Genomic DNA, 25,096 nt, shown 5'->3' with positions numbered 1-25,096 from the left:
GTGCTCAGTTACCTTGCCCGGCGTTTGCTCACCATCGTCCCGGTGCTGCTGGGCATCACGGTCATCGCCTACTTCCTCACCCGCACCATACCGGGAGACGCCGTCGCCATTTTGCTCGGTACCCAGAATGACCCGGTGGTGGCCGCGCAACTCCGGCACAACTTGCACCTCGACCAGCCGGTGATCTTGGGCTACTTCGATTGGCTCAGTCAGGTCTTACGTGGCCACCTTGGGCAGTCGATCCGCTCGGGAGCCGACATCGGCCCAGACCTCGTCCAGCGCTTTGCGCGGAGTGCGCAGTTGTCGCTGGCCGCCATCATGCTGGCGGTGCTGGTGGGGATTCCGGCGGGGATTGCCGCTGCCGTGCGGCGAAACCGTTGGCCGGATCAACTGATCAGTGTGGCCGCGCTGCTGGGCATCTCGACGCCGGATTTCTGGCTGGGCACCATTCTGGTTTTGGTTTTTTCTTTGCAACTCCAATGGCTGCCCCCGGCTGGTTACGTGCCGCCCAGCAGCGGTCTGTTGCCGTTTCTCAAAGTCCTGCTCCTGCCCGCTCTGACGCTGGGCCTCCAGATCGCGTCGATCATTACCCGGTTCACCCGCGCGGCCATGCTGGACGTCTTGACCCAGGACTACGTCCGCACCGCCCGCGCCAAGGGCCAGACCCAGCACCGAATTTTCTACGGTCACGCTCTGAAAAATGCCGCCATCCCTATTCTCACGGTGATCGGCCTGAATTTCGGGTTTCTGCTGGGCGGCACCGTCATCGTAGAAACCATCTTCAGCTGGCCGGGCGTGGGCAATCTGGTACTCACGGCCATCAATCAGCGGGATTACCCGGTGGTTCAGGCCTGCGTAATGCTCTTTGCCATCACTTTCACTCTCATCAATCTGGCCATCGATCTGCTGTACGGTCTGGTCGATCCCCGGGTACGGTACTCATGACCCCAAAGATAAGCATCGCACCCACCCGTCCGCGCCTTCCCTGGAAGCGTCTATTCAGAAACCGCGCCCTGCTCATTGGAGGCGTCCTGATTACGGTGATGGTGATTCTGGCCCTTTTCGCACCCTGGCTCGCTCCATACGGCCCGGCTGAGCAGCACACTGACCATGCCCTCGCCGCCCCATCGCCGCAATTTCTGCTCGGCACCGACATGTTCGGGCGCGATCAGCTCAGCCGGATCATCTACGGCACCCGGCTCTCCTTTCTGGTGTCGGCGGTATCGGTCAGCATTGCCCTGCTGCTCGGCACGGCCTTAGCACTCCTGGCCGTGACTTACCGTGGCTGGGTGGACGGCGTGATCATGCGCCTGATGGACATCTTGTTCGCCTTTCCCTTTTTGCTGCTGGTGCTGGGCATTATGGCGGCTTTCGGAGCGACCCTGACGAACGCCATGATTGCGATCGGTATCGTGTATACCCCGTCTTTTGCGCGTGTGGCCCGCGCCTCCGCGCTCAGCGTAATGGAGCAGGACTACATCGAGGCCGCCCACGGGCTGGGCATCGGTCAGCTGCGACTGATTGTCCGGCACGTGCTGCCCAATATCTTGGGGCCGCTGATCATTCAGACCAGCCTCTCGCTGGCCTTTGCGATTCTGGCCGAGGCGGCCCTGTCGTTTCTGGGTCTGGGGGCGCAGCCGCCCACCGCCTCCTGGGGTCTGATGCTCAACGAAGGCCGCGACTTTTTTTATCAGGCCCCCTGGCTGGCGGTGTTTCCGGGCGTCGCCGTGACGCTCGCCGTTCTGGGCTTCAACCTCCTCGGCGACGGCCTGCGCGACGCCTTCGATCCGCGCTCCCAGCAGTGAGTGGTCATGAACAGAAACCGGATGATGACTCCATTACCCAATCAGATTGACTTGAGCGCGGCCGATCTGGGCGGCGCTCTTGACCGCGACGAATTGGCATGCCGTGAGGTCACGGGCCTGCTATTCAGTCCTTAGAATAGGACGCTGGCGCTCAGGCAGCGGAGTGGCGGTAGCGGCCACAAACAGCCGGGCCGCCACCAGTACCAAAACCAGCGACGGTGGAATCAGCCCAGCGCATCAGACTGATAACAACGTTCTGATGCGCTGAGCCTTGTGACCTGCACCAGCAGCATCAGTGAAATTAGAGCGTTTGGGAGGATGGATGCCTGAGCAAAAAGCACGCTCAGGCATCCATCCTCCCAAACGCTCTCTCTATTTCGCTCCCATTGGTCAGTCAAAAAAAGCTTCTTTTTGGCAAATACTCTAATACTCTTTCATACCCTCTACCCTTGTGTTTTGAGTACGCAGGGGTAGAGACTTGTCCGGTGTACGACCACACTTTCCGCCTTGGAATTTCGGCCCAGCACTACGCAGCAGACTTGCCGCAAGCAATTGGCCATGGGCAGAGCCGTTACAGGTTCACCGCAAAAAGCGGAAAGAACAATCCACACGCTCAAATTTGATCTTCTTGGGGACGGCAGGCGTGAGCGACTCAAAAGCCAGTCCCCAATTTTCGCGTAAGTCCTAAGATTTTTAGCGCCCTGAACAGGCTTTTTCAGGAGATCACTGATGGCTGATCCTACAACTCAACCCCTCACCCAGCAGCCCACATCAACAGCGGTGCACACCTACATTCTAGGGAGCGCCGGCGCGGCAGCCATCCTCTGGCAAGCCGCGCTGGTCAGCCCACCTCCCGAACACGGCTTTCTCTGGTTCGATGTCACCGACCCAGCTCCGCAGGATCTGGAACGCCTCCAGCACCAGTATCACCTGCACCCGCTGGCAATAGAAGACGCCCTTCACGCCCATCAGCGGGCCAAGGTCGAAAGCTATCAAGGCTTCGAGTTCGTGGTCGCCCACGGCGTCTTTAAGTCCCCGAACGGAACCTTGAAGACGCATGAACTCAACCTGTTTATTGGCGAGCGCTTCTTGATCAGTGTGCGGCACGGTTCCGGCCTGCCGCTTCAAGACATTCTGAACCGCTGGGAGCGCGTTCCTGAAACGTGGCGGCCCGATTCCAGCAGCCTGCTGTATGTATTACTGGACGCGCTGGTCGATGAGTACGCCCCGTTTGCCGAAGAGCTGGAAGCCGAACTCAGCAAGATCCGTCAGCGGCTGATTGATCCTGCCCACTCGAACGAGCAGGAACTCAAAAAGATCTTCGAGATCAGTGAACTGGTGCACACGGCCCACGCCGTCATCTTCCCCCTCAAGGATGTGCTGGGCACTTTGCTGCGGGTTGGTCCCCCGGTGGTCAGTCCGAAGGAGGTGCCCTATTTCCGGGACATCCGGGATCACGCCCAGCACACGGTGGAGCGCCTAGAACTCGCCGGTAACATGGCTGACCGGGCCTTTGACATCTACCACGCCCTCGAAAACCGGCGGCAGGGAGCGAGTTCCAGACAGCTCACCATGGTCGCCACCATTTTTTTGCCGTTGACGCTGGTGACTGGTTTCTTCGGGCAAAACTTCGGCTTTTTGGTCAATCACGTGATCGCCAGCACCCCAGCCTTCTGGATTCTCTGCGTGGGCTTTGAAACGCTGGTCGCGGCGGTGACCATCGTATTCGTTCAGCGGATCGGGTCGGGCAGCAAGGCGGCGAACGTCAACCGCCGCCTGACTAAGCGTGCATCAATCGAGTCTCACCGCAGCGAGGATTGAGCAAGCAGCAGAGGTATATACAGGTGGTGCACCCACCCCTTGCCTGCCAGGGAGAAGTCTGGGAACCTTCTGCCCATCTGATGCGGGCGCTGGCAGTAGTGAAACTGGCCCCGCCGTCGCCGCCGGTTTTCCGCTGAGTGTGCCCGGCTATGTCCTCCCGCTTGCCTGACAGGGGCCGAAACGCAGCTTTGAAATGAAGCCAACTTCTCACTAATTCTCCCCTGGCCAACTGGCCAGATTTTCCCACCAAAGGGCCAGTACAGTTGGCGTTCATGGCGGCTCAGACTGTTCATATGGCCCTGTTCCCCTCGTTGATGATCCTCGGCTTGATGACGCTTGCGGCGCTGTTTTGCTCAGTCCGTGACGGTGGTGTTTGGCTCTTTACCCTGTTCATCTTGGTCGCCCTGCTGGTTACTACGGCGGTGCGGAAGGTTCTGGCTTTCCGGGCCACCACCCGGCGGGTGCAGTCACCCCGCGTCACCGTCTTACGCGTCCAGAAACGCGGTTGGTAAGACGCATATGTACAAATGGAGTGCGGCTCAGCAGTGGGGCTGCTTGGCGTTCAGCGCGGGTGCGGGCCTCCTGTTCAAAGCCGTCGGCAGCTTCATCTGGCCGACTGAGAGCAGCGCTTGGTTTCTTCTGGCCGCGTCACTGGGCGGCATAGCTGCCGGAGTGTACCTGCTCCACCGCGATAGATCGATCTAAGGAACACAGCGACGCCTGATGTCACTCTCAGATTCGGGCGCAAGCAGCAGACCGGGCACCCGCCGCTGAAAGGTTGGTTGCGGCGGCGCGGCCAAGAACGAGACAGCCCCCTTCACCTGAGGAAGAGCAGTCACTGTCCAAAAAAGCTGATGGCCGCTCCCCCACTCGGCGGAGTCAGCCCGAAAGTCTGTGGGGGGGGCGAGCAGACCGCGCTGTTGACCTGACTCGCCACGCACAGCACTCAAATGACCGCGTATCTACTGAGCCGCTTGTTTGGGCTGGCCCGCTGCTGGTACTACGTTTTCCAGACCATTGGGGTTACAAGCGGGTTCAGACCCGAAGTCTCCCAGTAGTCTTGGGCCGCCAGTTCCTGCCCTCCTCACCGACTCCCAGCACTCCGAGCAGCCGTGCCGCAAGGCAAAAGTTGGTCGCTGGCCGCTTTGACATTCGGAGCAGTTCTATCTGGTAAAGATTGGCCAGATGGCCAGCGCCGTCCGCCACCCGGCCACTACCGGTTGCAGCGCGGCCTCAGGATAATCGGTCGATATGCAAGATCTTTATGCTGGAGACTCCCCATGACCGCTGCCCCTCCCCAGTCCAAGCGAAAGGGAGGCATCTTTTCGCCTCCACTGGTTCGCGCGGCCATCCGCGCCAGCTTCGCCAAGCTCTCACCGCGTGCCCAGGCCCGCAATCCGGTGATGTTCTTGGTGTATCTGGGCACCATCTTGACTTTTTATGTGGCCGTTGCCAACCTCATCACTGGTCAGCCGATCGGCTACCCGCTGGCCACCTCACTGCTGCTGCTTCTCACGGTGCTGTTCGCCAACTTCGCTGAGGGTCTGGCCGAGGCACGCGGCAAAGCGCAGGCGGCCTCTCTGCGTGCCGCCCGTCAGGACACTCCCGCCCGCCGCTTGGTGGGCAGCGTGGAAACCACCGTTCCCAGCACCGAACTCCAGCGCGACGACCTGATCGTGGTGGAAGCGGGCGAACTGATCCCTGCCGACGGGGAGATCGTCGAGGGACTGGCCAGCGTGGACGAGAGCGCCATTACCGGCGAGAGTGCGCCCGTGATCCGCGAGGCAGGCACCGATTACAGCGGCGTGACCGGCGGAACAAAAGTGCTCTCCGACCGCATCGTGGTGCGGGTGACCAGCGGAGCCGGAGAAAGTTTCCTCGACCGCATGATCGCGCTGGTAGAAGGAGCCAGCCGTCAAAAGACCCCCAACGAGATCGCCCTGAGTATTTTGCTCAGCGGCCTGACTTTGGTGTTCTTGCTCGCGGTGGTCACGCTGTATCCGTTCACGGTGTACTCAGGCGTGCCTGCCTCGCCCGTCACCTTAATCGCGCTGCTGGTCTGCTTAATCCCTACGACCATCGGGGGACTCTTGCCCGCCATCGGCATCGCGGGGATGGACAGAGCGCTGCAAGCCAACGTGATCGCCAAGAGCGGCAAGGCGGTCGAGGTGGCGGGCGACATCGACGTGCTGCTGCTCGACAAAACCGGCACCATCACCATCGGCAACCGGCAGGCGACGCGCTTTAGCCCGCTGCCCGGCGTGAGCGAAATTGAGCTGGCCCGCGCCGCCGCGCTGTCTTCACTGGCCGACCCCACGCCCGAGGGCAAGAGCATCGTGACGCTGGCCCGCACCCTTACCGAGTTGCCCGCTCAGCCAGAGAACGCCGAATTCATCGAGTTCAGCGCCCAGACCCGCATGAGCGGCGTGGACTTTTCCGACGCCGGGGGCACTGTCCGCATCCGCAAGGGCGCGGCAGACCGGATGGCCCGATTTACTTCTGAATTTGGCGCGGCCGCGCCCGCCGACCTGACCGCGCTGGTCGAGGAGATCTCCCGTGCAGGCGGCACTCCGCTGACGGTGGCCGAGGTGCGCGGCGACGTGGCCCGCGTGCTGGGCGTCGTGGCGCTCTCCGACGTCGTGAAGCCCGGTATTCGTGACCGCTTCGCCCAGCTGCGCCAGATGGGCCTGAGAACCGTGATGATCACGGGTGACAACCCGCTGACCGCCGAAGCGATTGCCAAGGAAGCTGGTGTGGACAGCTTTCTGGCCGAAGCCACGCCAGAAGACAAGCTCCAGATGATCAAGGACGAGCAGCGGAGCGGCAAACTGGTCGCCATGATGGGCGACGGCACCAACGACGCTCCGGCGCTGGCTCAGGCCGATGTGGGCCTGGCCATGAACTCCGGCACGCAGGCCGCCAAGGAAGCCGGCAACATGGTCGACCTCGATTCCGACCCCACCAAGCTTCTGGAAGTCGTCGAGATCGGTAAGGGTCTCCTCATCACGCGCGGGGCGCTCACCACTTTCAGCATCGCCAACGACGTGGCCAAGTACTTCGCCATTTTGCCCGCCCTGTTCGTGGTCGCTTATCCGCCGCTGGCCGCGCTGAACGTCATGCAGCTGCACAGTCCCACCAGCGCGGTGCTGAGCGCCGTGATTTTCAATGCCCTGATCATTCCCCTGCTGATCCCGCTGGCCCTGCGCGGTGTTCCCTACCGCCCCACCAGCGCCGCCTCCCTGCTGAGCCGCAACCTGCTGATCTACGGTCTGGGCGGCCTGCTGCTCCCCTTTGCCGCGATCAAACTCATCGACTTGCTCATCACGCCCCTGCTGGGCTGAGGTATTCCATGGACATTTTATTTGTGCTGCTAAGCCTGCTGATTTTTGGCCTGTGCGCTTTGTACTTAAAAGCGATGGAGCGGCTGTGATCTTTGTGCTGGGCCTGCTCGCTCTGGCCGTCTTCGTTTACCTGATGTACTCGCTTGTGCGCCCGGAGGATTTCTGATGGCTTGGCTGCAATTTGTACTGATCCTCGGCATCATGACCGCGCTGGTCGTGCCGGTGGGCAAATGGCTTCACAATGTCGTCAGCGGTGAGCGCCACAGCGCCGCCGAACGGCTGACCTACGGCCTGCTGGGCGTGAATCCCGACGAGCGTATGGACTGGAAGCGCTACGGCTTGGTGCTGATCGTGGCGAATCTGGCGCTGCTCTTGTTCGCCTACTTGCTGCTGCGCCTGCAAGGTCTGCTTCCATGGAACCCGGCGGGCCTGAGCGCCCAGGCCCCCGATCTGGCCTGGAACACGGTCGTCTCATTCATGACCAACACCAACTGGCAGGCCTACAGCGGCGAGCAGAGCCTGTCGTACTTCTCGCAGATGGCCGTCATCACCACCTTCATGTTCATCTCGGCGGCCACCGGCTTCGCGGCCGCTCTCGCCTTCATGCGCGGGCTGGCCGGGCGCAGCGGCGATCACCTCGGCAACTTCTGGGTCGACTTGACCCGCATCACCTACCGGATTTTGCTGCCGATCAGCTTCGTGCTGGCACTGGTTTTCGTGTGGCAGGGCATGCCCCAGACGCTGAACAGCTACGCGGCGGCCACCACTTTGGAAGGAACCGTCCAGCGCATCGCCCTCGGGCCTGTCGCCTCGCTGGAGAGCATCAAGCACCTCGGCACCAACGGCGGCGGCTTTTTCTCGATGAACGCCGCGCATCCCTTCGAGAATCCCACGCCGCTTACCAACACGCTGCACATCCTGTCGATGCTGCTGCTGCCCTCGGCCCTGACCTACGCTTTTGGGCGGATGATCGGCAACCTGCGGCAGGGCTGGGTCATCTTCGGCGGAATGCTGGTGATGTTCGTGGGCTTTCTCATCACCGTCTACAGCTTCGAGCAGGCCGGGAATCCTATTCTGAGCCGCCTCGGCGCGGAGCAGACCATCACCGCCACGCAGGCGGGCGGCAATATGGAGGGCAAAGAAGTGCGCTTCGGAATCGCGCAGACCGCTTTGTTTGCCACCACGACCACCGCCGCCACCACCGGCAGTGTGGATTCCATGCACGACTCCTATACGGGCATGGGCGGCCTGGTGCCCATGACGCAGATGATGCTCAACAATGTCTTCGGCGGCAAGGGCGTGGGCTTTATCAACTTCGTGCAGTACCTGATTCTGGGCGTCTTCATGGCAGGCCTGATGGTGGGCCGCACGCCTGAGTTTCTGGGCAAGAAAATCGAAGCGCGTGAGGTCAAGCTGGTGATGCTGGCCGTTCTGGCGCATCCGCTGAGTATTTTGGGCTTCACGGCGCTCGCCGTTTCACTGCCCAGTGCGCTGTCGAGTCTTAACAACCCCGGCCCACACGGTTTTTCCGAGATTCTGTACGCCTATACCTCCGGCACCGCCAACAACGGCTCGGCCTTTGCGGGTCTGAATGCCAACACGCCCTTTTACAACATCACCATCGGCTTCGCCATGCTGATCGGACGCTACCTCACGCTGCTTCCGATGCTGGCCGTAGCGGGCCTGTTGGCCACCAAACGCCGGGTGCCCGCCTCCAGCGGCACGCTTCCCACCGACACGGTGCTGTTCGGCAGCCTGACCATCTTCGTCATCCTGATTGTCGGTGCGCTGACCTTCCTGCCTGCCCTGACCCTCGGCCCAGTGGCCGATCACTTCCAGATGCTCAAAGGCGTGGTGCTGAAATGACGTTGCCTGAACCTCCTGTCCGCCCTGCCCCGTTCCTCCGCCTGCTGCTGAGCGCCCTGATTGCCGCCGTGCTGTTTACGCTGGTCACGGGGCTGGCCTACCCGCTGCTGACCACGGCTGCGGCGGGCCTACTGTTTCCCAGTCAGGCGCAGGGAAGTCTGCTCAGCCGAAATGGGAAGGTCATCGGGTCGGCGGTGCTGGGCCAGAATTTCACGGCCCCCCAGTACCTGCACGGGCGGCCCAGTATGACCAACAAGACTGACGGCAGCGGCCCGCAGCCTTACAACGCCGAGAACAGCGGTGCCAGCAACTGGGGGCCGACCAACGCCAAGCTGTCAGAGGCTGTGCGTGCGCGGGTTGCTGCGGTGCGCAGCGAGAACGGCCTGAGCGCGACTGCGTCTGTCCCGGTGGATCTGGTGACGGCTTCCAGCAGCGGCCTAGACCCCGATGTCACGTTGGCGTCCGCTCTACTTCAGGTCAACCGTATTGCGCAGGCACGCCGCCTGACTCCGGCGCAAGTAGAAACCGTGATCCGTTTGCACCTCACCCCCAGGCAATTCGGCGTGCTGGGCGAACCGCGCGTGAATGTACTGGCCGTCAATCTAGCCCTCGACGCCCGGCAGTAACCTGAGCGGCGTTCACTGGGGCTGCACTGTGTCCGGCTAAACGGTGTGGAGCGTTGGAAGCGGGTACAGCCCGCCTCCCTGATAGTTTCACTTTGAAACACAAGCTGGCCCGACATACTCAGTCGGGCCAGCTTGTTTCGTTTTACTCCACTATTGCCTTGAATAGAGCGGCACCTGTGTAGAGCCCGTCAACTGATCGGATTAAACTTTATTAGGAAGTGACCGTATCAGACGTGCAGGGTCGTTTCTAAACACCCTCTACTCCTTTAGTACGGTATCGACTGTGTCGTTACTTATTCGTGGGCGCAGGAGATGGTGATCACGTTTCTCTTCGTACATGCGTTCGTCGGCCAACCGAACCAAGTCACTCGGCAGCTCGGCTTCCTTCGGGTAAAAGGCCACGCCTGAGCTGGCGTCAGCGTCTTCAAAGCCCGCCTGTTTGACCAGTTCCACGGTCTTGCGCATCCGGTCTAGAATGCTGCGCGTCCGTTCAGGATCCGCATGCGCCAAAATCACGCCGTATTCGTCTCCGCCCAATCGGTATACCCGGTCATTGATCCGGAAGACGGCTTTCAGCGCCAGCGCGAACTCCCGCAGGTACAGGTCACCCCGCTCGTGGCCTTCGCGGTCGTTGAGCTGCTTCAGGCCGTCCAAGTCAATCATCAGCACGCCCAGCGAGTGTTGGTGGCGCTTGGCCCCGGCCATCTCCACTTCCAAGTCCGTATCAAAGGCCCGGCGGTTGTTCAGGCCAGTCAGCACGTCCACCAGCGCCGCCTCTCGCATGAACTTCAAGTGGCTTTGGCGTTCAATCGACACGGCCATGATTCTGGCCGCCGCTTCGAGCAACTCTTTGTCGAGCGGCGTCCACGGCCTCGGTTGGTGCAGCCTCACCAGCATAAACAGCATCGATGTCTGAGACGAGGTTTTCAGCGGCACGAACGCCACCGACCGCATGCCGAGGGCCGCGAAGCTGGGAACGTGGAGAACCTGCTGACTGTAATCGTCTACAAATAAGGTCTGAGCGCGTTCCAGCGCCACCCACACCATCCCGGTTCCTTTGGGCACGCCCCGGGTCAGAACAAACTCGATCTCGGCATTGACCGCCGCCGTTTTCCACTCGGTCTGCGCCCCCACCCACGGCTTTCCCATCTGCGAGGTGAGCTGAACCAGGCCCCCCCACTCGACGTCCGCGACCTGGCAGATGGTGTGAATAGTTTGCCGGGCCGCTTCTTCGGGAGACAGGTCGATTTCCAGCAGCTTAGACACGTCGGCAATGGCGCGTGAGTACGCCGCGATCCTGGTCATTTCCTGAGTCTGCGCGAGGAGTTGCTGTTCGGTAAAGCGCCGCTGAAGATCAGACAGGTGCAGCACCCGGGCGTACCACAGCAAAAATCCGCTCAGCACCGTGATCAGGATCACGACCAGCAGCGAAGTGCCGATCTCCCGGCTGTACAATCCGAGCCGCTCTCCTTCGAGCCGCAGCCACCCCAGCACCAAGGGAATCAGCACCGAGACGGGCAAGACCCGCCGGGCCAGGACACCGCCCAAGCTGTCTCCGGTAAAAGTCTGCATGATCCCTAGCCTCGGGCGCACCGTCAGCAGGCCGACCAGCAGCACCAGAAACGTGAACGCGGTATGCAGGGCCATCGGAATATACGTGCCGATACCGTAAAACTCGCTGGTTCCGTAGCTGTACCCGACCACCGGAATCAGGGTGATGATCAGCGCCAGAGCCACGAACACCTGAGCGAACACCTGCCGGGCGGGCACTTTTGAACCCAGCGCCAGTAAAGCGCCGCCGACCAGCATGAAGTTCAGGGCGGTGTTGGGAGCCATGTGGTTGGGCTTTCCGGTGATCGGTTCGATGTAGCCCTCAATTCTGGAGGCGAAGAGCAGCTGATCTATGTTGAAAGACAGCAGCCCGAAGACTTGGGCCAGTTTCAGCAGGCCAGCGCTGAAGACCACAGCGGCCAGCACCCGCGCCCATGTCCGGTGAGTTCTGGACTCAGGTTCTGCGGAAAGCTGCAACGACAGCCCCGCCAGCAAGAAGCATCCGGCAGTGACAGGATTCATGGCGACGAAGCTGGGGTGCACCCGCTTGAGAAGTTGGAAGTCGAACTGCCAGCCGAGCAAGACCAGAGTGCCCATCAGCATGGCCGCCCAGCTTGCCGCCCGGGTCAGCTGGGCAGAAATCAGTTTCATGAAAGTTGACCTTCGGCACCAGCCTCCACCGCTGCCAGAAACATCAGCAGGGCGCGGTTGAACACTCCGGGTTGGGTGAAATTGGGTAGGTGCCCGACGCCCGGCATCAAGGCCAGCTGCGCATTGGGCAGGTTCTGTTGCAGGTACTCGCCGACTCTCACCGGCACCACGCTGTCGGCGCGGGTCTGGGTGATCAGCACCGGGTGACGAACTTGAGGCAGCAGGGCGCGGTGATCCGATTGGAAGATGGCCCGGGCGACCACGCTCGCCACTTCGGGTTTGACATCCCGGATGCCTTCAGCCACTTCTTGCAGCGCCAGCGACACCGGCGCTCCAAGCATCATGCCGCTCAGGGCTCCTACCCAGTCTTGTTGACGGCGCACCAGATCGTAAAAAGCGTCGATGCCAGCTTGCTGAAACCCGCCGACATACGGCCCGTCGTCGAGGTAACACGGCGAGGCTCCGATAAACGCCAGCGCTTCGAAGCGCTCGGGGCACTGAAGTGAGGCCAGCACCCCGATCATGGCGCTCATCGAAGCGCCCAGCAAGGTGATGTGGTGCAGGTCGAGTTCTTCGATCAAGCGCAGCATGTCCTCGGCGTAGCCTCCGAGATCGGCGTGGCGCTCGGCGCTCCAGAGGGAAGGATCCGACTGACCGAATCCGGCCAAGTCGTAGGTCACGATCCGGTGGGTGCCCTGAAAATGCAGGTCGCGGATCTGATGACGGAAGACGCTCTGGTTGGAGCAAAAGCCGTGGGCACACAGCAGGGTTCGGGAGCCTTCGCCGAACATGTGGGCATTGGAACGCCGAGCAAACTCAGCCGTTTCAGGAATAGTCATACGGCACCTCACCCGGAGAACTGGATTTGAGCGATCCGTCGGTTTCAAACAACTCCAAAAAGGTCTGTACGACTGCTGCGTCGAGCAGCACGCCAGCCTCAAGCCGGAGTTGCTCGGCGGCTTCCTGATGTGACCAGGCCCGCTTGTAGGGCCGGACGCTCGTCAAAGCGTCGTAGACGTCCACCACGGCGAAGACCCGCGCCGAGAGCGGAATCTGATGGCCTTGCAGACCGTCCGGGTAGCCGCTGCCGTTCCAGCGCTCCTGGTGATACAAGACCACTTCCAGCGTCGCTGGGGGCAGCGAAGGGATGTGGTGCAGCATCTCGTACCCGATGCTGGGGTGCCGCCGAATGACGGTCCATTCCTCAGGGGTGAGCTTGCCGGGTTTCAGGAGGATGTTGTCGGGAATGGCGACCTTCCCGGTGTCGTGCAAAAAAGCCCCCCAGCGCAGAGCGTCTTGATCGGCAGGCAAAAAGTTCAGGGCCCGGCCGAGGTGCTCGGTGAACAACACCACCCGGTCGGTGTGGCCTTTGGTTTCGTAGTCGCGGTATTCCAGCGCCAAGCCCAAAGCCCGCAGGGTTTCTTCGCGTGAGATGTTGAGCTGCTCGATGTGGTGGCCGCGCTCGAGGGCGTGGCTCAGACGGGCCGCGACATTTTGCAGCAGCTGACGGGTGTCCTGGCTGGTGGTTATCCGGCTGCTCGTCCCGAACACCAGCAGGGACATCAAGGTGCCTTGCCGGAGAATCGGCAGCACGCACAGGGATCGCCAGTGCGGGCGCGGCAGCTCCTCGGGTGGATCGAGGAAGGCTTGCTCATCCACCGCGAAGTAAGCTTCTCCTCTGCGGACGGCCTGCTCAGCCAGCGGCGTAAAGGCGTGGAGGCGCAGTTGATCCATGAATTCGCTGATCGGCGCTGAGTTCAGCCCAGCCTGCGCTTCAAATGTCAGCCCAGAGGCGCTACAGGCAAAGGCGTAGCCGTAGTCATACTCGGTGAGTTCGAGGCTCTTGTGGAGCGCTTCGGCAGTCAGGGCCGCCGGGTCACACAGCTGTTCGAGCGAAGCAGTGAAGTCCAGCAGGTGGTGGTAACGGTCCAGCTGAACCTTGAGGTGCTGCTCGGCTTGTTTGCGCTGGTCGATGTCCCTGGACGTGTCGACGAACGCGGTAATGGCCTGAGTCTCAGGATCACGTACCGCCTTGAAGACCGTTTCTACCCATACGTAGGTTCCGTCACGCCGCCGCAAGCGGTATTCGAATTTCTCGTGTTCAAAAGCGGCGGTAAACCGGCGTTGAAAGGCTTGCTCAAGTGCCGGGAGATCCTCTTCATGGACGTGGTGCAGCGGGTCAGGCCCCAGCAGGTCTTCGCTGTTATAGCCGAGCAAGTCCTGCGCCGTCGGCGAAGCGTAAATCACGCTGCCATCGAGGGCGTACTGACGCACGAGGTCTCTGGAGTGGTCGGCCAAGCGCTTGAAATTGCGCTCGCTGAGACTCAGCTGGTCGAGGATGTCTTGCTGCACGGTGCGGGCTTCCTCACGGGCGGTGACATCACGCGAATTGGCCAGCACGCCGCTGACGTGTGGTTGGTGCCGGAGGTCGGTGGCGATGCTTTCGAGCCAGATCCAGTGCCCACCCTGGTGCAGGCAGCGAAAGATCACGGTCACCGGATCGCCGCCGGGCGAGAGCTGCGCCAAGGCCGCCTGCACGCGGGCGTGGTGATCCGGGTCAATCAGCGCATAAATGCTTTTTCCGAGCAGATCGGTCGCCCCGTAGCCCAGGATGCGCTCGATCGATCCACTTTCATAGCGGATCAAACCCTGATCATCAAAGACCGTGACGATGTCGGAGCTGTTGAGGTTGACCGCCTGTGACCAGTCTTGTTCACGCTTGAGTTCCTGAGAAAGGCAGCGGCAGTCCAAGGCGAGCGCACACAAACTGGCGACCATCTGAAAAAAGGTCTGCTCCTGAGCACTGAAGTCGTGGTCTTCTTTAAACCCAAGCGCGAACACCCCGATCAGCCGCTCTCCGATGCTGAGCGGCAGGGCGGCAGCGCTCTGAAAGCTCAGGCCATAGCGCTGATAGACGTCCGGGTAAAGGGTCTGGAACTTCTGGTGATCCAAAAAAAGAGCTTCACCGCTGCGGGCCACATCGGTTACCGGCGTCCTGAGCATCAGGGGGAGGTCGTCCATCAGCTGTATGCCCTGATTTGCAAAGCCCGCTTGACCACTCAGTTCAAGCTGCCGTCCATCGGCGCTGATTAAACGCAAACTGCCTGATGAAGCGCCGAGCAACTGAAGGCCGGTGGTGAGCAGGGCGCTAATAACCTCAGAGAGGTGGCCAGTGCTGTTCATGACCTGAGTCATTTCCCATAGCGCCCTGCGGTGCTGATCTTGGCGGTGCTGGTCTTGGTGGTGCGGCTCAGGGCGAAATTGCACCATGGTTGCCTGCACGTCCGGGTTATTCAGGAAGGACACCCAAGAAGCGCTGACCCACAGCCATTCACCGTTGGTCTGCCGAACGCGCACCCGTAGAGTCTCGGCAGGATTTGCAGCTGGAGTGCGCTGGTATGAACTCTTCAGGGCGTGTTGATCGTCAGAATGAATCCAAGAAGCCAGCTCCCGCCCCAGCAAAATCTCTGCCGAATCACCGAGCAACGCCTGAACAGCTGGATTGAAAAAAAGAACCCGGCACTGGGGATCAAGCAGCAACGTCAGTTCGGTGTTGATCGAGATGGCCTGACGGAGCAGGGTACGTCCTGATAGAGAAGGGGGGAAGGAAAGCAAGTGCGTCATCTTGAGCTCCTTGTGAGCGTGTACGCACTATCCATCCGGAAAGGGCTCTGTAGAACTTCCCACAAAGCTTAACCTCCACTTTCTTACACGTCTATTACACCTTTTATCGTATTGATTCATTATAAAAGCGGTCTTGGCAGGGGGTTGTGAAGAAGTTCAAGCTGATCCACATTGGAGACTGACATGCCGGTGCTCAGTTCGCAATACACCGCAAACTTCAAAGCACAAGCCGTTTGACCACTCATCAGCGCGGAGAGTTGCGCTGAGGTCGCCCAACGCACACCGGGCATGGCGTCACCGCACGGAGTGGCTAGGAAGAGGCACCACCAAACTATTGAGTCAGACCAAAAGCGTTGTGCAGATACGTGGCCATGATATCGGCGGCGAGCACCAGATCCTGAACATCGGCCCATTCTTCTGGCGAATGGCTGACGCCGTTCAGACAGGGGATGAAAAGCATTCCCGTCGGAACGAGGCCGGCCATCATCATGGCGTCATGGCCTGCGCCGCTCACCATGCGCTGCGTTTGGATTCCCTGTTGCTTGGCCGCTTCCCCAAGACCATCAACCACGGACTGATCAAGGGGAACCGGCGCACTGAACAGTTCTTCCCGGTACGTGAACTGCTGATTGCGCTGGGCCGCCAGAGCCTGAGCACGCAACTTAACCCGGTCAGCAAGTGAGCGCAGGTTCGATTCATCTGGGTCACGGAGGTCGAGGCTCAGGCGTGCGCGGCCCGGAACGACATTTGCCGCCCCCGGCCCGAATTCCAGAACCCCGACTGTCCCGACGGCCTTTTCTCTAGTCTGCCGAACCAATTCTTCAAGATCGACGACGAATTGAGCGGCGGTTACGCCTGCGTCACTGCGGGCCGTCATAGGGGTGGTCCCCGCATGGTCGGCGCGGCCAAAAAAAATCAGCTCCGCCTGAATCAACCCCACGATGTCGGTCACCACACCCAGCCGTGCGCCGCCGTCTTGCAGCACTCTCCCCTGCTCGATGTGAATTTCCAAATACTGGCGCCAGTGTGGTGTGCCAGTGTTCAAAAGTTGCGGCACGTTGACTGCCTCCCGTGTCCGTCGTGCTCCCTCGGCAAATGACCTTCCATTGCCGTCCAACAGCTGTTCGAGGTCTGCGGCAGTCAGCTTTCCAGCAGTAAACCGGCTTCCAACCAATCCCCCCGCAAAGCTCGCTCCTTCCTCTTCTGCAAAAATCACTACCGTGATGGGAATTTCTGGGTAACTGTAAAGAAGATCAAAGCCGCAGAGCACGCCGGCCACGCCGTCATAAGCCCCGCCCATCGGCACACTGTCGATATGCGAGCCGACGGCGACCGTCCAGCCGAGTTTTTGCGCTGCTGCCGAGGTGATGTGGAAATTACCGGCTTCGTCGCTGTGTACTTGGCAGCCCAGTGAAGTGGCGAGCGCTGTGAGGGATTTGAGGGCGTCCACGTAACGCTCACTGAACGTCAGGCGGGTTACTCCTACGGCAGAATCGCTGAACGCGGCAAGTTCTTTGACCTGACGTTCAAGGCGTTCACACCGGGCTGCGGTAAAATCGTGCATACCTTATTGTAACGGATTTTGGCAGCTTGATTTTGAGGTTTTCCCTTAACAGTTCGGCAAAGCTCATGACAAATATCTCCGAAGAAAGGCACTCTCTATACATAATCATAGAAGGTGCCTCTAGAGACTCCATTTAATCTTACTTAGCCGGTCTGTTCTGAAGTAACACTTAGCATTCGGACTATTGCCCCAAGTGAAGCCAGGCTCCCGTTGATCAAGCGTAACCAAAACGCCCAGACCGACTTCTAACGCTCAAAGTCGGTTGGACGCTGGTTTTTTTCCGCATGTGCAAAATTGATCAGGCTTTCGAGGCCCATTGAATGAATTCACTGAGATCTCGGTGCTGCTGCGCCAAACTCGGGAGGTGAACATACATCATGTGGCCCGCTTCATAGTAGGCTTCACGGATGTTGCCCCGCAGTTGCTGGTTCAGTTGCAGGTGATCGAAAGTATGCCGCATTGCCCAGTAAGGTGTGGCGAAATCATAGTAACCGGCGGCCACCATCACCTTGAGATGCGGATTTTGGTGCATGGCGCTTCTCAAAGTATCTGAGACGCGGACGTGACGATTCTCGAAATCTTTGAAGCTCCACGGCTGAGTCCGTCCGGAGAGCACTTCGTAGGCCAGATCGGACTCGAAGTGCAGTTCTTGGCGGACATAATGATTCATTGTGGCTGTGTACGGGCCGAGGATGGCGCTGTAGCTGGGGTCGTAGTCGGTGCTGCTGCCGCCCGCATCTCGGTCGATCCCGGTAAAGCGGCTATCCAAGCGGCCCACGGTCAATTCCTGATCGCGCAGGAGTTCCTTGCAAAAGCGTGAGAGCGGAACGCGCAGGTCGTTTTGCAAAACGAAATTCTCACTCAGACCTGTCATCTGAGCGTACTGCTGAGCGATCTGGCGGCGAGCCGAGGGGGTCAGCCGCGCTCCGAGGTGCAGGGCACTGGCGTATTCATTGTCCGCAAACGCTTCCGCTTCCCGCAGAACAGTTTCCAGTGAGCGTTGTTTGCCGAGTTTGCCGTGATACCAAGCGGTCGCCACCTGCGTCGGCAGATGGGTCACGTAGGCGAGGTCGTGCCCCGGCGTCGTGTCAACTGTCGCGTAATCGAGGATGGCGCTGATCAGCATCAGGCCGTTCAGAAACAAGCCGTGCCTTTCTTGCAAGTAGCCGCTGAGGCCCGCCGAACGCAGGGTGCCGTAACTTTCGCCGATAAGAAATTTAGGACTCAGCCAGCGCCCGGCACGGGCCGTCCACAACCGGATAAAATCACCGACCGACTCGATGTCCTTTTTGAAACCGTGATAATCGCTGGGATTTTCTCCTTCTATGACGCGGGAGTACCCGGTACTGACCGGATCGATGAAGACGAGGTCCGTGTGGGTGAGCAGTGTGAATTCGTTGTCGGTGAGCTGATAAGGCGGCCCAGTGAGCTGCCCGGCGTCGCCCATGACCACCCGGCGCGGCCCGAGCAGGCCCAGGTGCAGCCACAGTGAAGGACTTCCAGGCCCACCGTTGTAGGCAAACGTCACCGGACGCTCCTCCGGATGCTGATCGTCTAAGGCGTACGCCACGAAAAAAATCCGCGCACGTTCCAAGTTGCCGTCAAATTCGCCGTCTTTGTTGTGTTTTTCCTCGGCCAGCACCATCGTTCCGGCGGTGGCGGTGTAGTTCAGGGTCTGGCCATTTACCGTGATGCTGTGCCGGGTGACACTGATCTCGTCGCGGGGCTTTGCTTCCGGCTTCTCGGCGCGTTTGATCTCGACTTCCAAAGCTGGTTTATCAGAATTCTCGCTCACTTGAGTCCTTTTGTAGAGGTGCCTACGCGCTGCACCCGGTGAGATTTCGAACGGTTTGCAGTCAGAATACTTGGCCGTGAGCGGTCTGCTCCGGCAAAGACGAGCATCAGACCGGTAATGTCAGGCTCTCCAAGTCACGCGGATAGTAGGTGAGAAACTCCACGCCCTGCTGCGTGACCATCACGGTATCGGAATGCCGGAAGCCACCCACTTCCGGATCATAGATTCCCGGCTCGACCGTGAACACCATGCCTGCTTCCAAAATGGAGTGGTCGCCAGTGTCCAGATACGGCCCCTCGTGGTAGCGCATGCTGATGCTGTGGCCGGTGTGGTGTCGCCAGTACGGCTCGAGGTGGTGTTTGCTGAAGTACTGCCGAACCGCTTGGTCGACGCTGGAAGCGGTCACGCCCGCCCGCATGCTCTCAAAGGCGATGTCTTGCACGGCGATCATGTGATCAAAGTAGGTTTTTTGCTTGGCAGTGGGCGTCCCGATGATCATGGTGCGCTCGAGTTCGCTGAGATAGCCCCAGACCGCAGAAGCAGCGCCGGTCACCAGCACGTCGCCTTCCTTAAAGACCAGATTGGCCCCAACCGCGTGCGGCACGCTGGAATTCCGACCGATCTGGCCCCGGTATCCGGCGACGGCCCCTTCTTGCCAGCGGCTGTTGGATTTGTGGTACGGCGCGAGGGTTTCCACCATGATCCGCGTCGCTTCCTGAGAGGCCCGCATGCTGACCTCGGTTTCGATTTCGCCCACGCGGGTGTACTTCTGCAAAAGGCGGTGGGCCAAGTTGCCCCAGCGGCAGCTTTCGCGGATCAGTTCAATTTCGAAGGGCGATTTGACCGCGATCAAACGGTCGAGTTCCGGATGCATCCGCCGCAGTGGATTGCTGATCAGCTCCGACAGAACCGGCCCCTGATAGCCGAGCACATGGGGGTAACCGTCGTAGTCGATACCCAATGTCCCCTGGCCGAGTCCAAGCTCTTCGAGCAGCTTCACGAAGAGCTTGAGCGGATGCACCTCACCCGGATACTCGGGGTAGCTCACGACCCGGTCGGCGTGTGAGGCCTGTTTGGCGTGTTCTTCTTCAAGGCGCGGCACAAACAAAATGCGCTCGCCTTCCCGCGTAATGACCAGCATGATGGGGCGTTCAGTCGGGATGAAGTGAAAAGCGCACAGATAATAGATGTACTGATCGTCGGAAAGGACTGCCCCCATCATCTCCGGGGGAAACGTCTCGGTGAAACGGGAGACACGCGTACGGGTTTCGTCCAGCGGTATACCTTTGATCATACTTCCTCCAGTGCACTACTCAGTAAGCGGCTCGGGGATCGAAAATGTCGCGCAGGCCGTCGCCGAGCAAATTAAAACCGGTGACGAGCAAAACGATGGCCAGGCCCGGAAAGACCGATGTCCACCAGGCTCCGGAGATGATCTGCGTGCGTCCTTCGTTGATCATCGCTCCCCACTCCGGCGTCGGCGGCTGGGCACCCAGACCGATGAATCCCAAGCTGGCCGCCAGCAAAACGGCAAAGCCCATCCCCAAAGTGGCGCGGATCATGATGGGAGAAACGATATTGGGCAAAATGGCTTTGCGGATGATCTGGGGCGTACTCATGCCGACTGCCCGGGCCGCCTCGACATACATCAGCTCCCGCGCCGTCAGCGTCGAGCTGTGCGCGAGCCGTGCGTACCCGGCGATTCCGATGATGCTCACTGCCAAAATAGCGTTGCTCAAGCTGGGGCCGAGGACAGCGGCCAGGGTGATCGCCAGCAAGATGTCCGGGAACACCAATAAAAGGTCCATGCAGCGCATGATGACGCCCTCAGTGCGGCCCCCGAAATAGCCTGCGATCATCCCCAGCGGCGTGCCGACTCCTGCGGCGAGGGCAACAGCGCTGACCGCGATCAATAAATCGTACCTTGTGCCGTAGATGATCCGGGCGAGAACGTCACGGCCATATTGGTCGGTTCCCATCCAGTGCTGAGCGCTGGGCGGCTGCAACTTGCTGGCCACCTCGACCTGAACAGGGTCATATGGGGCCAGCCACGGAGCCAGCACAACGGCGAGCACCATGACGCCGATGATGAACAGGCCCAAGAGGGTCAAGCGGTTGCGGCTCACTTTACGCCACAGTTGCCGCCTGGATGTTTGCGTCGGTGTTGCAGTTGTCGTTGTCATCCGTACTGAATCCTTGGGTCTATGGCGGCGTACAGCAGGTCAACGCCTAAATTCACCAAAGCAAAGATCAGCGCGGCGATCATCGAGACGCCCAAAACCGCCGCGTAATCGAGACTCTGGATCGAGTCGATGAAATACAGCCCGATTCCCGGCCAAGAAAAGACCGTTTCGACGAGTGCATTGCCTGATAGCAGGTAGCCGAGCTGAATGCCGACCACTGTGATCGTGGGAATAATGGCGTTCCTGAGCGCGTGCTTGAACATCACCTGACGTGAGGTCAGGCCCTTAGCACGGGCTGTGCGGACATAGTCTTGGTTGATCTGCTCGACCATACTGGAGCGCAGCATTCGTATGATCACCGCAATCACGCCGAGCGCGACCGTCAGAGCTGGCGCGATCAATTGAAAAGCGGTTGCACCGAAAGTGGAGAAATTGCCAGTCAGTAAACTGTCGAGCAAGTACAAACCGGTGATGTCTGTCGGAGGATTAGCGTCGATAGGAAGGCGGCCTACCGCTGGGGGAAGCAGCCGCCACACGAAGTTGAACAGATAGATGATGACGATGCCCGCCCAGAACGTCGGTACGCCCAACGTAATGAGCGACAGCGTCCGCACCGTATGATCGATCCAGCCGTTGCGGCGCGTCGCTGCGACTACAGCCAGGGGTACGCCGATCAGCACCGCGAGCAGCATCCCGATAAGCGTGAGTTCAACGGTGGCCGGCAGCCGAGCCGCGATATCGCTGAGTACACTTTGGCCCGTGTGGGTCGCCACGCCGAGATTGCCGCGCATGACCCCGCCCAAGTAATACAAGTACTGCACCGGCAGCGGCAAATCTAAGCCCCACTGGCGGCGAACATTTTGTAGGGCTTCCTCGCTGACAGCCTGCCCGCCGAAATACAAGCTCGCCGGATCGCCCGGCACCAGATGCACCAAGATAAATGTCACCAAGCTGATCGCCAGGACAATCAGTGGAACCAGCAGCAGTCGGCGCAGCAGATAGGTCAGCACCAACTACTCCTTGCTGACATCTTTGAAGTACCAGTTGCCGCTGGGATACAGCGTCCAGCCTTTCACCCATTTCTGCATCACGTAGTACAAGCTGACGTCGTAGAGGGGCGCGAGCGGCAGGTCGGTGTTGATGGTCTTTTGCAAGCGCCGGGCAAGCGCGTTGCGGTCTGCTGGGGCGGTGGTGGCCGAGAGCTGAGCGATCATCTTGTCGACCGCCGGGTTTTTGTAAAAGCTGTAGTTGCCTCCCGCCCCGGCGCTGCCCGAATCGAAGTTCTGAGTCATGTACTGATCGAGAATCGGCGCGGCCAAGTTACTCACGACAAACATCGGGAATTTCCCGGTCTGGTACCCGTCAACGAAGGTAGGCCAAGCCACCGAGCGCACGTCGACCTTGATGCCCACTTTGGCGAGCTGCGCTTGAAGGGTGACAGCCGTCTTTTCGCGTTCGGCATTGCCACTGTTGTAGTAGATGGTGCTCGCAAAGCCGCTGGGATAGCCAGCTTCTTTGAGCAGCGACTTGGCTTTATCCAGGTTGGTTTTGTAAGGCCACTCGTTGCCGGTGTACCCCGGCAGAGCGCCAGGCAGTACGCTCCGTGAGGGTTTGGCAATCCCCAAGGTCGCCGCGTCGGACAGTTCTTGCTGATTGACGGCGTACATGAGCGCTTGCCTGACCTTGGGATCGTTGAATGGCTTTTGGGTGTTGTTCATGTACAAGGTCTGTGCGCCGATGGCAGACTGCTTGTTGACCGTTAAGCTGGGTTCCTTCATGGACTGTTCCAGCAGCTCGGAAGGCAGGTTGTAGACAACGTCTAACTGGCCTTGCCGCAGCAGCAGATACTGGTTTGAGAGGTCTTTGATCACCCGAAAAACGATCTTGGCGAGTTTGGGTTTTCCGCCCCAGTAATTGGGATTGGCGTTCAGTTCGAACTTCACGCCAGCAGTGGTGTCGCCCATCGTAAACGGCCCAGTGCCCATGCCGTGCGTCCTCAGATAATCGTTGAGCTGACCGGGCTTGACGCCGCCGTTCTTATTGACGTACGTCTTGCTCATAATGGCCCCCGTGTTGGTCTGAGCCAGCAAGGCCAAAAAGCTCGGACAGCTGTTCTTGAGATCAACTTGAACACGGAGCGGATCGAGAACTTTGATGCCCGCAGGATCTACGCAGTCCTTGAGTTGCTTGGCCGGGCCGAGGTCAAGCGCCAGTACACGCTGAAGCGAGAACTGCACGTCGTCGGCAGTCAGAGCAGTGCCGTCTTGAAATTTCACATTTTTGCGTAACTCGAATGTGTAGGTCTTGCCGCCGTTGCTGGCGGTGTACTTCTGGGCCAACCAAGGTTGAAGGGTGGTCGTGCCCTCCAGCTTGCCGCCAACCGACTTGGTCTTGTAACGCACCAAGGTTTCGTAGATGTTGTCGTCGAGCCACATGCCCGCCCATTCGGTAATGGCGTGGGCATCGATGCTGGCGGGTTCAAAGTACACGCCAAAGTACAAGGTATCTGGGTTGCTGACCGCCTGCGCAGGAGAAAGCAGGAGCGCGGCGCTCAGGGCGATCCAAAGACGTTTGTTCAACATGGGTTCCTCCAGAAGGTGTAGGATTTCGCTAGGCGAAATGTGTTTTCGGAAAGTGAACGTAGAAGCGCCAGTCTAAATTTTCTTGTGATTGTGGTTGGTCTATTTTAGGAGTTGATCTATGCCACCTGTCAAGACACCCCTCTATACAGATCCGTACCTTGTCGCTTCGGTCGACGCCGCTTTCTCTGTCCTGGCGCACATCGCCCGGGAGCCCGATCAGAGCCTGCAAGAAATTTCGGGGCGTTGTCAGCTGAGTGTGAGTCAGACCAACCGGCTCCTTCATACTCTCCGGCTGCACGGGTACATCCTGAAGACACCACTCAAGCGCTACCGATTGGGTTACAGCGCACTGAACTTGGGCCACCACGCCAATCAACAGTTTCCCTTGATCGAGTACGCCGCCGCAGACCTCGATCAGGTATGGCGTGAAACTCAAGAAAGTGTTCACCTCGTTCAGCGTTCCGGACTAGAAGTGATCATTTTGGATTTGCGTGAATCGCTTCAAAATGTGCGGGTGGTTTCCGAGATCGGCAAACGTGGCCCCCTTCATCTCGGCGGCAGTGGCAAGGTATACCTCGCTTACGACGACCCAAAGTTGCTGGAGCAGATACTGGCCCTCAACGAATCGGCTCCGGATCCATCCGGACACTCCACGCTGGCGCGTGAGATCAGGCAAATCAGAGAACAAGGGTATTACGTCGCCAGGGGCGATTTCGAAGCGGAGGCCTTCTCCATTGCGGCTCCTATCTTGGGGACACAGCACCGGATCGTCGGAAGCTTGGCGATCTCAGGGCCTTTGGCACGCCTCACGCCGGAGCACGAAGTCAAACTCATCGCCAGCTGCTTGGCCGCCGTGAACAGAATCGGACAGCAGATTCAGGGAAAGCTTTAGGGTGATAGGTACACCGCTTTAATAGGAGAGGGTAGTGCTCCAAGAAATCTTTCAAGCGGCGTTGCGAGCCTTTGCCGTCTCAAACAGCTTAGCCCAGGGACAGGCATAGCCCAAGGTGGAGTGCAGCCGAACGCGGTTGTACCAGCCCAAAAATCTGTCGGCTCCATCCCGTAATTCCTGAATCTTACGGAACTCCTCTCGAAAGACAAATTCATATTTCAGCGGGTCTTACCTACTTTTGGTGCTACGGGCCCGCCAAAAATCGACGTTCGAGTAAATCGAGTTTTGCCCGGCCATACATCTGTCGTTTCAACGCCTTCAGACGATTGACCTGACTCTCCACCTGACCATTGCTCCAGGACGACGTGAAGGCGGCGACCAGCGCTGCCCCTTCGGCTCGAAGGCTCCGCGCAAATCGAGCCAAGATCTGGACCGCGCCATCCGTGGCGCGGTCTAACCAGGCGGACAATCCATCAGCACTCCGGTCTCGGAGCAGAGCGGCGAAGGTCTGCGCCAGGTCGACTGTTTCACGAAGGTCTGCTGATGCTTTGTGCAACCGAACAATCAGTGCCTCGTCTCTAGCGGTTCGGTCCTCAGCACGCTTAAGGATAGAAAAGACAGCTTCTCCTGGTGTCAGACGCACACGATGTACATCGCGCACATTGAGGGTGACCCAATAGCTTTGCGTAGATGAAGATAAGCCTCGACAATAGGAGGCCCATCATGACGAATCGCCGAATCTATACCGCTGACTTCAAGCGAGACGCCGCGCAGCTTGCCCGAACAAATGGCAAT

The 25,096-nt window shown here is 59.6% G+C and carries 21 protein-coding genes; 10 read left to right on the top strand and 11 right to left on the bottom strand.

The window, feature by feature from the left end; translation table 11 throughout:
- The 9 genes from FNU79_RS14290 to kdpC all read left to right on the top strand — a co-directional run bounded on the left by FNU79_RS14290 (position 1) and on the right by kdpC (position 9,459).
- Entirely contained in the window at positions 1-945 is a 945-nt protein-coding gene (locus tag FNU79_RS14290) for an ABC transporter permease (RefSeq protein WP_143721485.1), read from the top strand.
- Positions 942-1,805: an ABC transporter permease gene (locus FNU79_RS14285; protein ID WP_143721484.1), complete on the top strand. Its 864-nt coding sequence runs from the start codon at positions 942-944 to the stop codon at positions 1,803-1,805. The genes FNU79_RS14290 and FNU79_RS14285 overlap by 4 nt, the downstream gene beginning before the upstream one ends.
- 729 nt (positions 1,806-2,534) lie before the next feature.
- Positions 2,535-3,626: a magnesium transporter CorA family protein gene (locus tag FNU79_RS14280; protein ID WP_143721483.1), complete on the top strand. Its 1,092-nt coding sequence runs from the start codon at positions 2,535-2,537 to the stop codon at positions 3,624-3,626.
- 293 nt (positions 3,627-3,919) lie between these two features.
- Positions 3,920-4,138, top strand: coding sequence for a hypothetical protein (locus FNU79_RS14275; protein WP_143721482.1), 219 nt, complete (start codon positions 3,920-3,922; stop codon positions 4,136-4,138).
- Positions 4,139-4,145: 7 nt separating this feature from the next.
- Positions 4,146-4,331 (top strand): hypothetical protein, encoded by a 186-nt coding sequence (locus FNU79_RS14270; protein ID WP_143721481.1) that lies wholly within the window; start codon positions 4,146-4,148, stop codon positions 4,329-4,331.
- 575 nt (positions 4,332-4,906) lie between these two features.
- The gene (kdpB, locus tag FNU79_RS14265) at positions 4,907-6,967 is read left to right on the top strand and encodes a potassium-transporting ATPase subunit KdpB (protein WP_143721480.1); all 2,061 of its coding nucleotides are present in this window, start codon (positions 4,907-4,909) and stop codon (positions 6,965-6,967) included.
- A 52-nt stretch (positions 6,968-7,019) separates the two neighbouring features.
- Positions 7,020-7,133 (top strand): potassium-transporting ATPase subunit F, encoded by a 114-nt coding sequence (locus FNU79_RS19810; RefSeq protein WP_185974730.1) that lies wholly within the window; start codon positions 7,020-7,022, stop codon positions 7,131-7,133.
- On the top strand, positions 7,133-8,833 hold the full coding sequence (kdpA, locus tag FNU79_RS14255) for a potassium-transporting ATPase subunit KdpA (RefSeq protein ID WP_143721478.1): 1,701 nt from the start codon (positions 7,133-7,135) through the stop codon (positions 8,831-8,833). Before FNU79_RS19810 ends, kdpA begins: the two co-directional genes overlap by 1 nt.
- Positions 8,830-9,459 carry a potassium-transporting ATPase subunit KdpC gene (kdpC, locus tag FNU79_RS14250; protein WP_143721477.1) on the top strand — a complete coding sequence of 210 codons (630 nt, stop codon included), beginning with the start codon at positions 8,830-8,832 and terminating at the stop codon, positions 9,457-9,459. Before kdpA ends, kdpC begins: the two co-directional genes overlap by 4 nt.
- Positions 9,460-9,717: 258 nt before the next feature.
- Here the strand turns inward: kdpC and FNU79_RS14245 are convergent, their stop codons facing one another.
- The 9 genes from FNU79_RS14245 to FNU79_RS14205 form a co-directional block, all read right to left on the bottom strand.
- Positions 9,718-11,661 (bottom strand): GGDEF domain-containing protein, encoded by a 1,944-nt coding sequence (locus FNU79_RS14245; protein WP_143721476.1) that lies wholly within the window; start codon positions 11,659-11,661, stop codon positions 9,718-9,720.
- Positions 11,658-12,500: an alpha/beta fold hydrolase gene (locus FNU79_RS14240; protein WP_143721475.1), complete on the bottom strand. Its 843-nt coding sequence runs from the start codon at positions 12,498-12,500 to the stop codon at positions 11,658-11,660. The genes FNU79_RS14245 and FNU79_RS14240 overlap by 4 nt, the downstream gene beginning before the upstream one ends.
- Entirely contained in the window at positions 12,487-15,285 is a 2,799-nt protein-coding gene (locus FNU79_RS14235) for a PAS domain S-box protein (RefSeq protein WP_143721474.1), read from the bottom strand. The genes FNU79_RS14240 and FNU79_RS14235 overlap by 14 nt, the downstream gene beginning before the upstream one ends.
- Before the next feature lie 331 nt (positions 15,286-15,616).
- Positions 15,617-16,849 carry a M20 family metallo-hydrolase gene (locus tag FNU79_RS14230; RefSeq protein WP_143721473.1) on the bottom strand — a complete coding sequence of 411 codons (1,233 nt, stop codon included), beginning with the start codon at positions 16,847-16,849 and terminating at the stop codon, positions 15,617-15,619.
- A gap of 298 nt (positions 16,850-17,147) precedes the next feature.
- Positions 17,148-18,644: a S10 family peptidase gene (locus FNU79_RS14225; RefSeq protein WP_225430082.1), complete on the bottom strand. Its 1,497-nt coding sequence runs from the start codon at positions 18,642-18,644 to the stop codon at positions 17,148-17,150.
- Between the two features lie 106 nt (positions 18,645-18,750).
- The gene (locus tag FNU79_RS14220) at positions 18,751-19,938 is read right to left on the bottom strand and encodes a M24 family metallopeptidase (protein WP_143721472.1); all 1,188 of its coding nucleotides are present in this window, start codon (positions 19,936-19,938) and stop codon (positions 18,751-18,753) included.
- 19 nt (positions 19,939-19,957) lie between these two features.
- Positions 19,958-20,827 (bottom strand): ABC transporter permease, encoded by an 870-nt coding sequence (locus FNU79_RS14215; protein ID WP_143721471.1) that lies wholly within the window; start codon positions 20,825-20,827, stop codon positions 19,958-19,960.
- On the bottom strand, positions 20,824-21,837 hold the full coding sequence (locus tag FNU79_RS14210) for an ABC transporter permease (RefSeq protein ID WP_143721470.1): 1,014 nt from the start codon (positions 21,835-21,837) through the stop codon (positions 20,824-20,826). The genes FNU79_RS14215 and FNU79_RS14210 overlap by 4 nt, the downstream gene beginning before the upstream one ends.
- A gap of 3 nt (positions 21,838-21,840) precedes the next feature.
- Positions 21,841-23,409, bottom strand: coding sequence for an ABC transporter substrate-binding protein (locus FNU79_RS14205; RefSeq protein WP_143721469.1), 1,569 nt, complete (start codon positions 23,407-23,409; stop codon positions 21,841-21,843).
- Between the two features lie 118 nt (positions 23,410-23,527).
- Between FNU79_RS14205 and FNU79_RS14200 the strand changes: the two genes are divergently transcribed.
- Positions 23,528-24,301, top strand: a complete 774-nt coding sequence (locus FNU79_RS14200; RefSeq protein WP_143721468.1) for an IclR family transcriptional regulator — start codon at positions 23,528-23,530, stop codon at positions 24,299-24,301.
- Positions 24,302-24,352: 51 nt separating this feature from the next.
- On the opposite strand, the gene FNU79_RS19805 is transcribed toward FNU79_RS14200, so the two are convergent.
- Both FNU79_RS19805 and FNU79_RS14190 read right to left on the bottom strand, forming a co-directional pair.
- Positions 24,353-24,523, bottom strand: a complete 171-nt coding sequence (locus FNU79_RS19805) for an integrase core domain-containing protein (protein WP_143721509.1) — start codon at positions 24,521-24,523, stop codon at positions 24,353-24,355.
- Between the two features lie 22 nt (positions 24,524-24,545).
- Complete coding sequence (locus tag FNU79_RS14190; RefSeq protein WP_185974729.1) at positions 24,546-24,944, bottom strand: transposase; 399 nt, start codon at positions 24,942-24,944, stop codon at positions 24,546-24,548.
- Between the last annotated feature and the right edge of the window lie 152 nt (positions 24,945-25,096).

The organism is Deinococcus detaillensis (assembly GCF_007280555.1).
Taxonomy (GTDB): domain Bacteria; phylum Deinococcota; class Deinococci; order Deinococcales; family Deinococcaceae; genus Deinococcus; species Deinococcus detaillensis.
Note: the sequence above shows the minus strand (reverse complement) of the source record. Positions and strands in the feature narration are given on the sequence as shown.

What these genes read in the sequence shown, in the direction of transcription:
- FNU79_RS14285 (WP_143721484.1), top strand. Translation starts at nt 942, where the DNA reads ATGACCCCAAAGATAAGCATCGCACCCACCCGTCCGCGCCTTCCCTGG.
- FNU79_RS14280 (WP_143721483.1), top strand. Translation starts at nt 2,535, where the DNA reads ATGGCTGATCCTACAACTCAACCCCTCACCCAGCAGCCCACATCAACA.
- FNU79_RS14275 (WP_143721482.1), top strand. Translation starts at nt 3,920, where the DNA reads ATGGCCCTGTTCCCCTCGTTGATGATCCTCGGCTTGATGACGCTTGCG.
- FNU79_RS14270 (WP_143721481.1), top strand. Translation starts at nt 4,146, where the DNA reads ATGTACAAATGGAGTGCGGCTCAGCAGTGGGGCTGCTTGGCGTTCAGC.
- kdpB (WP_143721480.1), top strand. Translation starts at nt 4,907, where the DNA reads ATGACCGCTGCCCCTCCCCAGTCCAAGCGAAAGGGAGGCATCTTTTCG.
- kdpA (WP_143721478.1), top strand. Translation starts at nt 7,133, where the DNA reads ATGGCTTGGCTGCAATTTGTACTGATCCTCGGCATCATGACCGCGCTG.
- kdpC (WP_143721477.1), top strand. Translation starts at nt 8,830, where the DNA reads ATGACGTTGCCTGAACCTCCTGTCCGCCCTGCCCCGTTCCTCCGCCTG.
- FNU79_RS14245 (WP_143721476.1), bottom strand. Translation starts at nt 11,661, where the DNA reads ATGAAACTGATTTCTGCCCAGCTGACCCGGGCGGCAAGCTGGGCGGCC.
- FNU79_RS14240 (WP_143721475.1), bottom strand. Translation starts at nt 12,500, where the DNA reads ATGACTATTCCTGAAACGGCTGAGTTTGCTCGGCGTTCCAATGCCCAC.
- FNU79_RS14235 (WP_143721474.1), bottom strand. Translation starts at nt 15,285, where the DNA reads ATGACGCACTTGCTTTCCTTCCCCCCTTCTCTATCAGGACGTACCCTG.
- FNU79_RS14230 (WP_143721473.1), bottom strand. Translation starts at nt 16,849, where the DNA reads ATGCACGATTTTACCGCAGCCCGGTGTGAACGCCTTGAACGTCAGGTC.
- FNU79_RS14220 (WP_143721472.1), bottom strand. Translation starts at nt 19,938, where the DNA reads ATGATCAAAGGTATACCGCTGGACGAAACCCGTACGCGTGTCTCCCGT.
- FNU79_RS14215 (WP_143721471.1), bottom strand. Translation starts at nt 20,827, where the DNA reads ATGACAACGACAACTGCAACACCGACGCAAACATCCAGGCGGCAACTG.
- FNU79_RS14205 (WP_143721469.1), bottom strand. Translation starts at nt 23,409, where the DNA reads ATGTTGAACAAACGTCTTTGGATCGCCCTGAGCGCCGCGCTCCTGCTT.
- FNU79_RS14200 (WP_143721468.1), top strand. Translation starts at nt 23,528, where the DNA reads ATGCCACCTGTCAAGACACCCCTCTATACAGATCCGTACCTTGTCGCT.